The organism is Pseudomonas kielensis (assembly GCF_014236655.1).
In the GTDB taxonomy this organism is placed as follows: Bacteria; Pseudomonadota; Gammaproteobacteria; order Pseudomonadales; family Pseudomonadaceae; genus Aquipseudomonas; species Aquipseudomonas kielensis.
In genome coordinates this window covers 271928-287322 of sequence record NZ_JACMYG010000005.1, presented here as the reverse complement: position 1 = coordinate 287322, position 15395 = coordinate 271928, and the positions used below count along the sequence as shown (strand labels likewise).

The following is a 15395-nucleotide window of genomic DNA, read 5'->3' as shown; positions in this document are numbered from 1 at the left end:
TTGCCCGCGATAAAACTCTTCGGCCAATTGCTGTCCAACCCTCGCGCACAGGAAGGTTGGCGGCGTCCCCGTGTGGACAGCCCCTTCATTAGCAGCCCATTTCTACGATTCAATATTCTGTTTGAGGTTTATGTCATGCGTTTAACTCTGCCTGCTTTGGTTCTGGGGCTTCTGGTCGCTCAAGGTGCAATGGCTGCCGGTGATGGCACCGCGGCGTTGGGTGGCGGCCTGGGTGGCGCGTTGGGCAATGTGGTTGGTCAGAAGCTCGGTGGCAGCACCGGTGCGACCATTGGCGCGGGTGTCGCCGGCGCTGCCGGTGGTGCTGCGGGCGCACACAAGGGTAATCGCACCAAGGCCGCCATTGGTGGGGGGGGCGGCGCGGCCGGTGGTTCGGTCATCGGGCGTTCACTGGGCGGCAAGAATGGTGCGACCATCGGCGCCGGCCTGGGCGGTGCCGCCGGTGGCGCGGTGGGTAACAGCATGGGCAAGAAGGGTCACTGATCCTTCGCGGCGATGCACCAGAGAAGCCCGGCCCTATGGTCGGGCTTCTTTGTTTGTGCTGGTCGCACACCATCAGGGTTTACAGCTCCAGATGATCGGCGCGGATGCCGAAGGCCCTGCTGCCGATGTCGCGACGGGCAAATGGTTGCCCCATGTAATCCAGGCTCGTTATGCTGCTGAACCCTTTCATCGACCGTTGCGCGGTCGATGAGGGCCATGGCCGCCCCTGAGCCGTTCCTGGAATGTTGTGTTGATAACGGACAGATGCGATGAGTGCACAGCTGGAGTTGGGCCCGATCAAGGCCGTGATTTTTGATATGGATGGTCTGTTGCTGGATACCGAGGGCATTTACACCGAGGTCACGCAGATCATCGCGCAACGTTATGGCCGTACGTTCGACTGGAGCATCAAGCAGAACATCATTGGCCGTGGCGCCGCCGACCTGGCGCGCTACGTGGTGCAGGCGCTGGAGTTGCCCATCAGTGCCGAGGAATTCCTGCGGGTTCGCGAACCCTTGATGCAGGAGCGGTTCCCCCTTGCGCTGGCGATGCCAGGGGCGCGGGAGCTGGTTGAGCATTTGCAGGCCAACAACATCCCGATTGCCGTGGGTACCAGTTCTTCGAGTCAGTCCTTCGCGCAGAAAACCACGTTGCACCGTGACTGGTTCGCGCTGTTCGACACCATCGTCACCGCCGACGACCCTGAAGTCGGCGCCGCCAAGCCGGCCCCGGACATCTTCCTCACCGCCGCGCGCCGCCTGGGCGTAGCGCCTGAGGATTGCCTGGTGTTCGAGGATTCGCCGTTTGGTGTCACCGCGGCGAAAGCGGCGGGGATGACCGCGGTGGCGGTGCCGGACGCCGCCATGGCTGACGAAAAGTATGCCCATGCCGACAGCATCTTGCGTTCGCTGAAGGCTTTTTCCCTGCAATCCTATGGCTTGCCGGCGCTCGAAACGGCTTGAGCGCTGAGCCAGGCACAATAAAACGCCGGGTAACCTGTGCAGGGTTGCCCGGCGTTTTTTTGTACCTGTAAAGGGCTCAGGCGCCAAAACCACCGTCGATGGTCAGGCTGGCGCCGGTGATGTATCCCGCTTCCGGACCGGCCAGGTAGGCGACGAAGCTGGCGATTTCGCCAGCGGTGCCATAACGGCCCACAGCCATCAATGGGATCAGGCTCTCGGCAAACTCGCCGTGGGCCGGGTTCATGTCGGTGTCGACCGGGCCGGGTTGCACGTTGTTGATGGTGATGCCCCGTGGACCCAGGTCGCGGGCCAGGCCCTTGGTCAGGCCGACCAGTGCCGCCTTGCTCATGGCATACGGGCCACCCCCAGCGAAGGGCATGCGGTCGGCGTTGGTGCTGCCGATGTTGATGATGCGACCGCCTGCGCCCATGTGCCGTGCAGCTTCCTGGCTGGCGATGAATACGCTGCGCACGTTGATGGCCAGTGTCTGGTCGAAGTCTTCGAGTGTGAAATCCTCCAGCGCAGCAACGGCCAGCACGCCTGCGTTGTTGACCAGGATGTCCAGCCGACCGAAGGTTTGCACCGTGCTATTGACCGCCTGGCGGATGGCGGCGGCATCGGCGCTGTCGGCCTGGATCGCCAGGGCCTTGCCGCCTGCGGCGATGATGCTGTCCTGCAGTGCCTGAGCCTTGGCGGTGGAACTGACGTAGGTAAAGGCAACGGCGGCGCCTTCAGCAGCCAGGCGCTGGACGATGGCCGCGCCGATACCACGGGAACCGCCCTGAATCAGCGCTACTTTGCCGCTCAAAGGTTGAGTGGTCATATCGATCTCCAAAGTCCCGGGGCGAAGTGTCCCGGTTGATGGAGCCTAGTATCGATTTCCCATTACTCCCTGAGTAGACCCTGATTGCGATAGTCTGTGTAAACCAGAAGTTTATAGTGGCGATCATGGAAACCTTCAGCAGTATCGAATGCTTTGTCCGCAGTGCCGAGGTCGGCAGCTTTGCCGAGGCGGCGCGACGCTTGAGCCTGACCCCGGCGGCGGTGGGCAAGAGTGTCGCTAAGCTGGAGGCGCGCCTGGGCGTGCGGCTGTTTCAGCGCAGCACCCGACGCCTGACGCTGACCGAGGCCGGTCAGTTGTTTCTCGGCGAGGTCAGCGCCAGCCTGCATACGATCCAGAATGCGGTGGCCAACCTGGCCAGTGCCGAAGGGCGTCCGGCCGGGACCCTCAAGGTCAGTATGGGCACGGTGTTCGGCCGACTGTACATCGTGCCGTTGCTGGGGGAGTTCCTGGGGCGCTATCCGGCGATCAACCCGGACTGGCATTTCGATAACCGCCAGGTCGACCTGATCGGCCAGGGCTTTGACGCGGCGATTGGCGGTGGCTTCGAGTTGCCCCAGGGGGTGGTTGCCCGGCGACTGACCCCGGCCCATCGGGTGCTGGTGGCGTCGCCGGAGTACCTGGCACACCAACCGCCGGTGATTGAACCGGATGATCTGCGGCACCACGACGGCATCCTGATTCGCTCGCCGCAGACCGGCCGCGTGCGCTCCTGGCAGTTAACCAGTCGCCAGCAGCAACACAGCCCGCTGAATCTCAGGGTGCGGATGACCCTGAGTGACTCGGAGGCGGCCTGTGCCACGGCGACCCAGGGCTTGGGCATCGCGCTGGTGAGCCTGCCGTTTGCGCTGGGTTATCTGCAGGCGGGAACGTTGCAGCGGGTGTTGCCGGACTGGTATGTCGATGACGGCAACATTTCCATCTATTACGCCGAGCACAAACTGCTGCCGGGCAAGACCCGGGCGTTTGTCGATTTCATCATTGAGCAGTTCGCGCAGCAGCAGTGGGCTGCGCGATTCAGCGCGGTCTGATTCGCGAGCAAGGGCAGTGCCGGCCCTCGCTCCTTCAGGATCAGGCTTTCTTGATGATGTTGCCGGCGTGCAGGCCACATTCTTTCTGGGTGGCTTCTTCCCACCACCAGCGACCTTCGCGCTCGTGCTGGTTCGGCAGCACCGGACGGGTGCAGGGTTCGCAGCCGATGCTGATGAAGCCGCGTTCGTGCAGGCTGTTGTAGGGCAGCTCCAGCATGCGGATGTAGCCCCAGATCTCTTCGCTGCTCATTTGCGCCAGCGGGTTGAACTTGTACAGGGGGCGTTCGGCGGTGGAGAACGCGCCGTCGATTTCCAGCACGGCCACCTGGCTGCGGGTTCCCGGGCTCTGGTCGCGGCGTTGGCCGGTGGCCCAGGCGCGCACGCTGGAGAGCTTGCGGCGCAGCGGTTCGATCTTGCGGATGCCGCAGCATTCGCCGTGACCGTCCTTGTAGAAACTGAACAGGCCCTTTTCCTTGACGAAAGGTTCCAGCTTGCTGTGGTCCGGCGACACCAGTTCGATCGGGATGTTGTAGTGCTCGCGCACCTGGTCGATGAACCGATAGGTCTCCGGGTGCAGGCGACCGGTGTCGAGGCTGAAGACCTTGACGTTTTTGTTGAGCTTCCAGGCCATGTCCACCAGCACCACATCCTCGGCGCCGCTGAAGGAGATCCACAGGTCATCCCCGAACTCGGCAAAGGCCAGTTTGAGAATGTCCTGGGCGGATTTGTTGGCATAGGTCGCGGCGAGTTCAGTGACGTCGAACGATGGGCTCATCAGGGCGGTTTCCTACAGGTCGGTGGCGCTAAGCGCTCTATAGGGAGGCGATGTTAGCAAAAACCCGGGCCCGTTGGCGCGCTTGTCTGCGTTGCACAGCCGGTGACGACTCGCTAGAGTTCGGCAGTCCTTTTGCTCGCTCAACTCAATAATCAGTACAAATGGGAGTGTGTTGTGGAAATTGCCTGTCTCGACCTGGAAGGTGTCCTGGTCCCGGAAATCTGGATCGCCTTTGCCGAAAAAACCGGGATTGAATCCCTCAGGGCAACCACCCGGGATATTCCCGACTACGACGTGTTGATGCAGCAGCGCCTGCGCATCCTCGACGAGCACGGCCTGAAGCTGGCCGATATCCAGGAAGTCATCGGCACTCTCAAGCCGCTGGAGGGCGCCGTCGAGTTCGTCAACTGGCTGCGTGAGCGCTTCCAGGTGGTGATCCTGTCCGACACCTTCTACGAATTTTCCCAGCCGCTGATGCGTCAGCTGGGGTTCCCGACCTTGCTCTGCCATCGCCTGGTCACCGACCAGACGGGTCGGGTCACCGGTTATCAGTTGCGCCAGAAAGACCCCAAGCGCCAGTCCGTGCTGTCCTTCAAGAGCCTGTACTACCGGGTGATTGCCGCCGGTGATTCGTACAACGACACCACCATGCTGGGCGAAGCCGATGCCGGGATTCTGTTCCATGCGCCCGACAACGTGATCCGCGAGTTCCCGCAGTTCCCGGCGGTGCATACGTTTGCCGAGTTGAAGCAGGAGTTCATCAAGGCTTCCAACCGGGAGTTGAGCCTGTAACCGTCCTTGAGGACGCCATCGCGAGCAGGCTCGCTCCCACAATGGAATGTGACCCCCTTGTGGGAGCGAGCCTGCTCGCGATGTTTTTATAGGTTCTGCAGGGTTTCGAGCAGCACCTTCACCTTGGTGATCGACTCCTGATACTCGGCCTGCCACTGCGAGTCGGCGACGATTCCGCCGCCGCCCCAGCAGCAGACCTGGGCGTCCTTGACCAGCAGGCTGCGGATGGCGATCGAGCTGTCCATTTGTCCGCGCACGTCCAGGTACAACAATGAGCCGCAGTACAGGCCGCGACGGGTGGGTTCCAGTTCGTCGATGATCTGCATCGCGCGGATTTTCGGTGCGCCGGTGATCGAGCCGCCGGGGAAGCTGCCGGCGATCAGGTCGAGGGCGTCCTTGTCGGCTGCCAGCTCGCCGGTGACGCTGCTCACCAGGTGGTGCACGTTGGGGTAGCTTTCCAGGCTGAACAATTGCGGCACACGCACCGAGCCGATACGGCAGGTGCGGCCCAGGTCGTTGCGCAGCAGGTCGACGATCATCAGGTTTTCCGCGCGGTCCTTGGGGCTGGCCAGCAATTCGGCGGCGTTGGCCGCGTCTTCGGCGGCATCGCGTCCCCGTGGGCGGGTGCCTTTGATCGGGCGGGTCTCCACCTGGCGCTGGCTGACTTTGACAAAGCGTTCGGGTGACAGGCTCAGTACCGCGCCGCCGTCGGGCAGGCTCTGGAAGCCCGAGAACGGCGTGGGGCACGCCGCCCGCAGTGCGCAATAGGCCGTCCAGGCGTCGCCCTGGCATTGGGCGCGGAACCGTTGGGCAAAGTTGACCTGATAGCAGTCACCGGCCTGGATGTAGTGCTGGATGCGCTCGAATGCCTGCCGATAGTCTTCAGGGCTGAGGTCGGGCTGCATGGGGCCCTTGAGGCTGAAGGACGCGCTGTTCGCGGCGACCGGTTGGCTGAACACCTCGCACAGGCGCTGGCGCTCGGCTTCGCTGATCGTGGGGTGAAACACCAATTGGCTGGTGCCCAGCAGGTGGTCGCTGATCAGCGCCCAGGCATACAGGCCGAAGCGCGCATCGGGCAGTTGCAGATCGTCCTGCGCCTGGTGGGGCAGGGCTTCAAGGTGGCGGCCGAAATCGTAGCTGAGGTAGCCGATCAGGCCGCCGGCGAACGGCAACTCCAGGGGCGCCGGGATCGCCGCTTCGCCCAATTGGCCAAGGGTGGCGCGCAAGCGTTGCAGGAATGCGGTGCCGCTTTCGTCCGGCGCGACCGCCAGCGTCGCCAGCGGCCAGGCGCTGAGCAGGTCATAGCGCCCGCGCTCGGCGCTGGGCCGGCCACTGTCGAGCAGCACGCTGCCGGGGGCATGACGGATCGCCGCGAAATACTCGGCGGGATTGGCGTGATAGGGCAGCGGGTATACGGAACAGGTCGACATGAGCGGGGTAGATCAGCCATCGAGGCGGGGTGGCGATTGTAGTCCTCTGCAGGAAATGCTCCTAGAGGGGATTGGCTATCGCCAGCAGGCTGGCCTGCCCACAGACCCACTGTGGGCGCCAGCCTGCTGGCGATAGGTGCAGCGTTTGGCGATCAGCCCTCGACCGCAGGAATATGCCCGAACCTGTCCTGGACAAACCGCACGCGCTCCTCCACGGTTTCGCTGATGCCCTGGGCCTTGAGTTCTTCCAGGCGCGCTTCCACCGCGTGGGTGCGCAAGGTCAGCCCGCAGTCGTTGGCGATCTGGATGTTCAGCCCCGGGCGCGCGTTGAGCTCGAGAATCAGCGGGCCTTTTTCCTGGTCCAGCACCATGTCGACGCCGATGTAGCCCAGGCCGCACAGTTCATAACAACCGGCGGCAAGCTTCATGAAGCCGTCCCAGTAGGGCAGTTGCACACCGTCCACCGCGTTGGTGGTGTCCGGGTGTTTGGTGATGATGTTGTTCAGCCAGGTGCCACGCAAGGTCAGCCCCGTGGCCAGGTCGACACCGACGCCGATGGCGCCCTGGTGCAGGTTGGCCTTGCCGCCGGACTGACGCGTCGGCAGGCGCAGCATGGCCATCACCGGATAACCCATCAGCACGATGATGCGGATGTCCGGCACGCCCTCATAGCTGATGCTCTTGAAGATCTGGTCGGGAATCACCCGGTATTCGATCAGTGCGCGGTCGCGGTGGCCGCCCAGGGAGTACAGGCCGGTGAGGATGCTGGAAATCTGGTGCTCGATTTCCTCGTGGCTGATGATCTTCCCGGACACGGTGCGGTAGCGCCCTTCGAAACGGTCGGCGATCACCAGGATGCCATCGCCGCCGGCACCCTGTGCCGGCTTGATGACGAAGTCGCTGTGCCCGTCGATGATCTCGCCGAGCTTGTCGATTTCCTTCTCGGTGGAGATCACCCCGTACATCTGCGGCACGTGGATGCCGGCCTTGATTGCCCGTTCCTTGGTGATGATCTTGTCATCGACGATCGGGTACAGGCTGCGCTTGTTGTACTTGAGCACGTAGTCGGCGTTACGCCGGTTGATGCCCATGATGCCCCGCGCTTCCAGGGCCTTCCAGGTCTTCCAGAAGCCGAACATTACGAATCAGCCTTGAGGAAGGCTTTGAAACGCACCAGCTCGGTCAGACGGTAGCCGCGATAACGCCCCATGGCCAGCATGAAGCCCACCAGGATCAGCAGGATCGCCGGGAAGGTGAAGACGAAATACACCAGCTCAGGCACGCTCATGATCAGGTGCGCCAGGGAGGCCGCGAACAGGGTGCCGATCGCCACTTTCATGGCATGGCCACCGCCGCGCTCTTCCCAGGTGATCGACAGGCGTTCGATGGTCATGGTCAGGATCACCATCGGGAACAGCGCCACCGACAGGCCGCGTTCCAGGCCCAGCTTGTGGCTGAACAGGCTGATGGCGGCGATCAGCACCACCACGAACGTCAGCACCACCGACAATCGCGGCAGCATCTGCAGTTTCAGGTGCTCAAGGTAGGAACGCAGCGACAGGCCCAGGGCGGTAATCACGGTAAACAGCACGATACCGAAGCCCAGTTGGGTTTCGCGAAACGCCAGGGCGATCAGCACCGGGGTGAAGGTACCCAGGGTCTGCAGGCCGATCAGGTTACGCAGGACCAGGATCACCAGCACGCCAATCGGGATCATGACCATGATCATGAAGGTCTGCTGGGTTTGCAGGGGCAAGCCGTACAACGAGTACTCGAGGAAGTTGGCATCGGTATTTTCGTCGGTCAGCTTGGCCAGGCGAATGGCGTTCATTTCGCTGTTGTTCAGGCTGAAGGTCACGGTGGCTTTCTTGCCACCGTCCACGGTGATCAGGTTGTCATCGCCGGTCCACCACAGCAGGCGGTCGCTCGGCAGGCCCTGCTCGCCCGTCTCGGGGTTGAAGTACAGCCAGTCGGTACCGTTGAAGCTGCGCAGCCAGAGTTCCGGGGACTGGGGTTGGTCGGCCACCAAGCGGATGGTGTGGACCTTTTCCACCGGCACGTGGGCGATGGACAGCAGCAGTTCGACGATCTTGGCCTTGTGCGCCGGCGTCGGGTCGCCCGCCAGGAGCATCTTGGCGTTGTCGTCGTTGCTGTTGTTGACCCGCTTGATCGCTTCGCTGATGAAGGTCTCGACGTCGGCCGAGTGCTGGCGAATCGGCGCGAGCAGGGCTTCGGCGGCGATTTTCTCCGGGCCTTCGATGGCGATGCTGTCGCGGAAGGTCGGGCCCTTGATCTTGGGTTTTTCGGCGGTGTAGCGCTTGGTCAGCACCAGGCGGTAGTACAGGGTCTGGTTGCCCTTGGCGCGGCGGGCCGACCAGGTGACTTTGCGGTTGCCGTCGACGCGGTTGACCGCCACCCCATAGTTGTTGGAGATGAAGCTTTCATTGAGGCTGACGTAGTCGCGGCTCAAGGGCGGCACGAACATCTGGATCTTCACCGGGTCCTTGGCGCTGGCGACAAACTCGACCTTGGCGTCGATGTTCCACAGGTCGTCGGTGGCGTCTTCGGTCACCGGGATGCCCAGCACGAAAATCTGATAGGCCGTAACTGAAATGCCCAGCACCACCAGGATGGCGATCAGCAGTTTCAGATGGAGGGTAAGAGAGCGCATGGGTATTACTCTGCGGTGTGAGCGTCGGTGGCGCAGGCGGGTTTGCCAGCAGCGTATTTAAGACTGGGGTCGACCAGTGCATCGAAGCGTTTCAAGGCTTCGGAGCCGATCAGGAGCGGGTATTGGAATGCACTTCGGTCGGTCAAGTTCACTTCTATGCTGCGCAAAGCCGATCCCATGCAGATATCCAGCTCGATGACCGGGCGCGCGGTGTACTTCTTGCCCTCTTCGGGATCGTAGTCGCCGGCGCGCCGCTTGATCTTGCTGACGCGGGCCAGCGGGCGTTCGATGGGGTGCGAATGAGCCGTGTCGATGGCCAGGTAGAAGCGCACCCAGGATTCGCCGTTGCGTTTGAAACGCTTGATGTCGCGGGCGCTGAGGGAGGCGGTCTTGGCCCCGGTGTCGAGTTTGGCCGCGACTTCCAGGTCGATGCCTGACAGCTGGGCGTATTCGTTGAGACCGTACACGGTCTTTTCGCCCGCGTAACCGAGGCCCGGCAGGCAGAACAGGCAGAGCAATAAAGGGAGGTGCTTGAGTCTCATAAATCCTGGCGCGTTGCTGTCCATTCTTCAGTTCAAGGTGACTGGCATTGCTGCACAAGCGCCTCGTATGCCTGCCATATAAAGATGACAGGCAAATGCGGGCGGCATTCTAGCACGGTGGTTTTCTGGTGCCAGCGCCGAGGTGGTCCTTCGATTTCGATTTATCCAAAGGGTTTATTAGACGATTGTCGACAATCACTCTATTTCCTTTGACTGGAAGACTGGTATTGGCTAGTTTATGGCGCATTGACTCACAAGGTGTCGACAATATGCTGGATCAACTCGATCCCCCGGTGCTGGCCTCGGACGATTCGGAAACCCTTTCCGAGAACGTCTTTCGCCGTATCCAGGCGGCCATCGTCAAAGGTGACATCGCCCCGGGCAGCAAAATCTCCGAGCCAGAGCTGGCGCGCACCTACGGCATCAGCCGTGGACCGCTGCGCGAGGCCATTCACCGCCTTGAGGGTCAGCGCCTGCTGGTGCGCGTGCCGCACGTCGGGGCCCGAGTGGTATCGCTGAGCCATGCCGAATTGATCGAGCTCTATGAGATCCGCGAGTCGCTGGAAGGCATGGCCTGTCGCCTGGCCGCCGAGCGCATGAGCAGCGCAGAGATCGACGAGCTGCGCCGGGTCCTGGAAACCCATGAGCGCGACGAGGCATTCCAGGCTGGCGTGGGCTACTACCAGCAGGAAGGCGATTTCGACTTCCACTACCGGATCATCCAGGGCAGCGGCAACCGTACGCTGACCCAAATGCTCTGCGGCGAGCTGTATCAACTGGTGCGCATGTACCGCATCCAGTTTTCCGCCACCCCCAATCGGCCGCGCCAGGCGTTCGCCGAACACCACCGAATTCTCGATGCCATCGCCGACCGTGACGGTGAATTGGCCGAGTTGTTGATGCGTCGGCACATCGGCGCCTCAAAACGCAACATCGCCCGTCACTATCAGGACGGCGCCCATCAGACAGTCACTCCACGAGGTGAGTCATGAGTTCCAACAAGAGCACACCAGGCCAGCGTTTCCGTGATGCGGTTGCCAGCGAGCAGCCGTTGCAAGTGGTCGGCGCGATCAACGCCAACCACGCGCTGCTGGCCAAGCGCGCCGGTTTCAAGGCTATTTATCTGTCCGGTGGCGGGGTGGCTGCCGGCTCCCTCGGCGTGCCGGACCTGGGCATTACCGGGCTGGATGACGTGCTGACCGACGTCCGTCGGATCACCGATGTCTGCGACCTGCCGTTGCTGGTGGATGTCGACACCGGCTTTGGCTCCTCGGCCTTCAACGTGGCTCGTACCGTCAAGTCGATGATCAAGTTCGGCGCGGCGGCGATCCACATCGAGGACCAGGTGGGCGCCAAGCGCTGCGGCCACCGTCCGAACAAGGAAATCGTGACCCAGCAGGAAATGGTCGACCGCATCAAGGCGGCCGTGGATGCGCGCACCGATGACAGCTTCGTGATCATGGCCCGTACCGACGCCCTGGCTGTCGAAGGCCTGGAGTCGGCCCTGGATCGTGCCGCTGCCTGCATCGAGGCCGGCGCCGACATGGTGTTCCCGGAAGCCATCACTGAGCTGGAAATGTACAAGCTGTTCGCCAGCCGCGTGAAAGCGCCGATCCTGGCCAACATCACCGAATTCGGCGCCACGCCGCTGTACACCACCGAGCAACTGAAGGCGGCCGACGTGTCGCTGGTGCTGTACCCGCTGTCGGCGTTCCGTGCCATGAACAAGGCCGCCGAGAACGTCTACACCGCGATCCGCCGCGATGGCACGCAGCAGAACGTCATCGACACCATGCAAACGCGCATGGAGCTCTACGATCGCATCGACTACCACACCTTCGAGCAGAAGCTCGATGCGCTGTTCGCGGCAAAGAAATAAGGCAAGCCCTGTAGCCGCTGTCGAGCTCGCGAGGCTGCGTTCGAGTCCGCAGGACTCGCCAGCTGCTACACATATACGTTGTTAATCAGAAAGAACTTGCCGATTCCCTAAAAAATTCAAGATTGGAGACAGCAATGGCCGAAGCAAAAGTATTGAGTGGCGCCGGGCTCCGTGGTCAGGTTGCCGGGCAAACCGCACTGTCCACCGTTGGGCAGGAAGGTGCAGGCCTGACTTACCGTGGCTACGACGTGCGCGAACTGGCGGCGGATGCGCAGTTCGAGGAAGTGGCCTACCTGCTGCTGTACGGCGAGCTGCCGAGCCGGGCGCAACTGGACGCTTACGTCGCCAAGCTGAGCCAACTGCGCGACCTGCCGCAAGCCTTGAAGGAAGTGCTTGAGCGCATTCCGGCCGACGCCCACCCGATGGATGTGATGCGCACCGGTTGCTCGTTCCTGGGGAACCTGGAGGCGGAGCACAGCTTCAGCGAACAACACGACAAGACCGACCGCCTGCTGGCCGCCTTCCCGGCGATCATGTGCTACTGGTACCGCTTCAGCCACGATGGCAAGCGCATTAATTGCGTCACCGACGAGCCGTCCATCGGTGGTCACTTCCTGCACCTGCTGCACGATGAGAAGCCAAGCGAGTTGCACGTCAAGGTGATGAACGTGTCGCTGATCCTCTACGCCGAGCACGAGTTCAACGCGTCGACCTTCACCGCGCGGGTCTGCGCTTCGACCCTGTCGGACCTGTTCTCCTGCATCACGGCGGCCATCGGTTCGCTGCGTGGCCCGCTGCACGGTGGCGCCAACGAAGCGGCGATGGAAATGATCCAGCGCTTCTCGTCGCCTGAAGACGCGATCAAGGGCACCCTGGGCATGCTTGAGCGCAAGGACAAGATCATGGGCTTCGGCCACGCGATCTACAAAGACAACGATCCGCGCAATGAAGTGATCAAGGGCTGGTCGAAAAAACTCGCGGACGAAGTCGGTGACACGGTGCTGTTCCCGGTCTCCGAAGCCATCGACAAGACCATGTGGGAGCAGAAGAAACTGTTCCCCAATGCCGACTTCTACCATGCCTCGGCGTACCACTTCATGGGTATCCCGACCAAGCTGTTCACCCCGATCTTCGTCTGCTCGCGCCTGACCGGCTGGGCGGCGCATGTGTTCGAACAGCGCGCCAACAACCGCATCATCCGCCCGAGCGCCGAGTACACCGGCGTCGAACAGCGCAAGTTCGTGCCAATCGAACAACGCTGAATGGTGAGGGCCGGTACCGGGATCTGAGCTCAACGCAGATCCCACAGTGGATTGTGTTGATTTCGAAACTGGCGCCAGGCCCCACCCTTTGAAACTACCGTGACCGAGTCCTGACGATGAACACTGAATTTCGCAAATCGCTTCCCGGCAGCCATCTGGATTACTTCGACGTGCGCGCGGCGGTCGATGCGATCCAGGCGGGCGCCTATGCCACCCTGCCGTACACCTCCCGTGTGCTGGCGGAAAACCTGGTGCGCCGCTGTGATCCGGCGACCCTGACCGACTCGCTCAAGCAACTGATCGAACGCAAGCGCGACCTCGACTTCCCGTGGTTCCCGGCGCGGGTGGTGTGCCACGACATTCTCGGCCAGACCGCCCTGGTGGACCTGGCCGGCCTGCGGGATGCGATTGCCCTGCAAGGTGGCGATCCGGCACAGGTCAACCCGGTGGTGCCGACTCAGTTGATCGTCGACCACTCCCTGGCCGTCGAGCGCGGTGGTTTTGATCCGGAGGCGTTCGAGAAGAACCGCGCCATCGAAGACCGGCGCAACGAAGACCGTTTCCACTTCATCAACTGGACCAAAAAAGCCTTCAAGAACGTCGACGTGATCCCGCCGGGCAACGGCATCATGCACCAGATCAACCTGGAGAAAATGTCTCCGGTGATCCAGGTGCGTGACGGCGTGGCGTTCCCGGATACGTGCGTGGGCACTGACAGCCATACCCCGCACGTCGATGCCCTGGGCGTGATCGCCATTGGGGTCGGTGGCCTGGAAGCTGAAAGCGTGATGCTCGGCCGTGCCTCCTGGATGCGCCTGCCGGAAAGCGTCGGCGTTGAACTGACCGGCAAGCTGCAACCGGGTATCACCGCCACCGACATGGTGCTGGCGTTGACCGAATACCTGCGCCAGCAGAAGGTCGTCGGTGCCTGGCTGGAGTTCTTCGGCGAAGGTGCATCGCGCCTGACCCTGGGCGACCGGGCGACCATTTCCAACATGGCCCCGGAATACGGCGCCACCGCGGCGATGTTCTACATCGACCAGCAGACCATCGACTACCTGAAACTCACCGGCCGCGAAGACGAGCAGGTGCGTCTGGTGGAGCAGTATGCCAAGCAGACGGGCCTGTGGGCCGACAGCCTGGTGGGCGCGCAGTATGAGCGCAACCTGAGCTTCGACCTGTCTTCGGTGGTGCGCAACATGGCCGGCCCGAGCAACCCGCACGCCCGTGTCGCGACCTCGGACCTGGCGGCCAAGGGTATCTCCGGGCAATGGGATGACGTGCCTGGGCAAATGCCTGACGGCGCGGTGATCATCGCGGCCATCACCAGTTGCACCAACACCAGCAACCCGCGCAACGTGATTGCCGCCGGCCTGCTGGCGCGCAACGCCAACAAGCTGGGCCTGACCCGCAAGCCATGGGTCAAGTCGTCCCTGGCACCGGGCTCCAAGACTGTGGCCCTGTACCTGGACGAGGCCGGCCTGACCGACGAGCTGGAGCAATTGGGCTTTGGCGTCGTGGCGTTTGCCTGCACCACGTGCAACGGCATGTCCGGTGCGCTGGACCCGGTGATCCAGCAAGAGATCATCGATCGCGACCTGTACGCCACCGCCGTGTTGTCGGGTAACCGCAACTTCGACGGGCGGATTCACCCGTACGCCAAGCAAGCCTTCCTCGCGTCGCCGCCGCTGGTCGTGGCCTATGCCATTGCCGGGACCATCCGCTTCGACATCGAAAAAGACGTGCTGGGCGTGGTCGACGGTCAGGAAATCCGCCTCAAGGACATCTGGCCAAGCGACGAAGAAATCGACGCCGTGGTCAAGGCCTCGGTCAAGCCGGAGCAGTTCCGCCAGGTGTACATTCCGATGTTCGCCATCCATGAAGACACCGGCCCGAAAGTCGCGCCGCTCTACGAGTGGCGCGAGCAGAGCACCTACATCCGCCGTCCGCCGTACTGGGAAGGCGCGTTGGCCGGGGCCCGCCCGCTCAAGGGCATGCGCCCGCTGGCCGTGCTGCCGGACAACATCACCACCGATCACCTGTCGCCGTCCAACGCGATCATGCTCGACAGCGCCGCCGGCGAATACCTGGCGAAAATGGGCCTGCCGGAGGAAGACTTCAACTCCTACGCGACCCACCGTGGCGACCACTTGACCGCACAGCGCGCGACCTTTGCCAACCCGAAACTGTTCAACGAAATGGTCCAGGAAAACGGCAAGGTCAAGCAGGGTTCGCTGGCGCGGGTCGAGCCGGAAGGCCAGGTCATGCGCATGTGGGAAGCCATCGAAACCTACATGGAACGCAAGCAGCCGCTGATCATTATTGCCGGTGCCGACTACGGCCAGGGTTCGTCCCGCGACTGGGCGGCCAAGGGCGTGCGCCTGGCGGGTGTGGAGGCGATCGCGGCCGAAGGCTTCGAGCGTATCCACCGCACCAACCTGGTAGGGATGGGCGTGTTGCCGCTGGAGTTCAAGCCGGGCACCGACCGCAAGACCCTGGGTATTGACGGTACCGAAACCTACGATGTGGTGGGCGATCGCACCCCGCGTGCAACCCTGACCCTGGTTATCACCCGCAAGAACGGTGAGCAGGTCCAGGTGCCGGTCACCTGCCGCCTGGATACCGCTGAAGAGGTGTCGATCTACGAAGCGGGCGGCGTGTTGCAGCGCTTTGCCCAGGACTTCCTCGAATCGGCTGTCGCCGTTTAAC

At 62.6% G+C, this 15395-nt stretch carries 14 protein-coding genes; 8 read left to right on the top strand and 6 right to left on the bottom strand.

Annotated features, from left to right (window positions below):
• Positions 1 to 135 precede the first annotated feature (135 nt).
• The gene (locus tag H7995_RS07615) at positions 136 to 501 is read left to right on the top strand and encodes a glycine zipper domain-containing protein (RefSeq protein WP_185818190.1); all 366 of its coding nucleotides are present in this window, start codon (positions 136 to 138) and stop codon (positions 499 to 501) included.
• Between the two features lie 269 nt (positions 502 to 770).
• Positions 771 to 1463 (top strand): HAD-IA family hydrolase, encoded by a 693-nt coding sequence (locus H7995_RS07610; protein WP_166590059.1) that lies wholly within the window; start codon positions 771 to 773, stop codon positions 1461 to 1463.
• Between the two features lie 76 nt (positions 1464 to 1539).
• Here the strand turns inward: H7995_RS07610 and H7995_RS07605 are convergent, their stop codons facing one another.
• A complete protein-coding gene (locus H7995_RS07605; protein WP_166590060.1) occupies positions 1540 to 2286 on the bottom strand; it encodes a 3-oxoacyl-ACP reductase family protein in 747 nt (248 codons plus the stop codon).
• A gap of 125 nt (positions 2287 to 2411) precedes the next feature.
• Here H7995_RS07605 and H7995_RS07600 point away from each other — a divergent pair, with 125 nt between their 5' ends.
• Positions 2412 to 3335: a LysR family transcriptional regulator gene (locus H7995_RS07600; RefSeq protein ID WP_182341450.1), complete on the top strand. Its 924-nt coding sequence runs from the start codon at positions 2412 to 2414 to the stop codon at positions 3333 to 3335.
• Positions 3336 to 3375: 40 nt separating this feature from the next.
• Here the strand turns inward: H7995_RS07600 and H7995_RS07595 are convergent, their stop codons facing one another.
• Entirely contained in the window at positions 3376 to 4110 is a 735-nt protein-coding gene (locus tag H7995_RS07595; protein ID WP_166590062.1) for a phosphoadenylyl-sulfate reductase, read from the bottom strand.
• A gap of 174 nt (positions 4111 to 4284) precedes the next feature.
• Here H7995_RS07595 and thrH point away from each other — a divergent pair, with 174 nt between their 5' ends.
• Positions 4285 to 4902 (top strand): bifunctional phosphoserine phosphatase/homoserine phosphotransferase ThrH, encoded by a 618-nt coding sequence (gene thrH / locus H7995_RS07590; protein WP_166590063.1) that lies wholly within the window; start codon positions 4285 to 4287, stop codon positions 4900 to 4902.
• An 86-nt stretch (positions 4903 to 4988) separates the two neighbouring features.
• On the opposite strand, the gene pabB is transcribed toward thrH, so the two are convergent.
• From pabB to rloA, 4 genes are all read right to left on the bottom strand, one after another.
• On the bottom strand, positions 4989 to 6332 hold the full coding sequence (pabB, locus tag H7995_RS07585; RefSeq protein WP_166590064.1) for an aminodeoxychorismate synthase component I: 1344 nt from the start codon (positions 6330 to 6332) through the stop codon (positions 4989 to 4991).
• 152 nt (positions 6333 to 6484) lie between these two features.
• A complete protein-coding gene (locus H7995_RS07580) occupies positions 6485 to 7471 on the bottom strand; it encodes an alpha-L-glutamate ligase-like protein (protein ID WP_159997133.1) in 987 nt (328 codons plus the stop codon).
• Positions 7471 to 9003 (bottom strand): osmotic stress tolerance membrane protein RloB, encoded by a 1533-nt coding sequence (gene rloB / locus H7995_RS07575; protein WP_166590065.1) that lies wholly within the window; start codon positions 9001 to 9003, stop codon positions 7471 to 7473. Before rloB ends, H7995_RS07580 begins: the two co-directional genes overlap by 1 nt.
• A 5-nt stretch (positions 9004 to 9008) precedes the next feature.
• Positions 9009 to 9545: a retropepsin-like aspartic peptidase RloA gene (gene rloA, locus H7995_RS07570; protein WP_166590066.1), complete on the bottom strand. Its 537-nt coding sequence runs from the start codon at positions 9543 to 9545 to the stop codon at positions 9009 to 9011.
• A gap of 269 nt (positions 9546 to 9814) precedes the next feature.
• Between rloA and H7995_RS07565 the strand changes: the two genes are divergently transcribed.
• The 4 genes from H7995_RS07565 (at position 9815) to acnD (ending at position 15394) form a co-directional block, all read left to right on the top strand.
• Complete coding sequence (locus H7995_RS07565) at positions 9815 to 10537, top strand: GntR family transcriptional regulator (protein WP_166590067.1); 723 nt, start codon at positions 9815 to 9817, stop codon at positions 10535 to 10537.
• Positions 10534 to 11424, top strand: a complete 891-nt coding sequence (gene prpB, locus H7995_RS07560; protein ID WP_027618049.1) for a methylisocitrate lyase — start codon at positions 10534 to 10536, stop codon at positions 11422 to 11424. The genes H7995_RS07565 and prpB overlap by 4 nt, the downstream gene beginning before the upstream one ends.
• Positions 11425 to 11558: 134 nt before the next feature.
• Positions 11559 to 12686 (top strand): bifunctional 2-methylcitrate synthase/citrate synthase, encoded by a 1128-nt coding sequence (gene prpC / locus H7995_RS07555; RefSeq protein ID WP_182341447.1) that lies wholly within the window; start codon positions 11559 to 11561, stop codon positions 12684 to 12686.
• Between the two features lie 116 nt (positions 12687 to 12802).
• A complete protein-coding gene (gene acnD / locus H7995_RS07550) occupies positions 12803 to 15394 on the top strand; it encodes a Fe/S-dependent 2-methylisocitrate dehydratase AcnD (protein WP_185818189.1) in 2592 nt (863 codons plus the stop codon).
• Position 15395 lies beyond the last annotated feature (1 nt).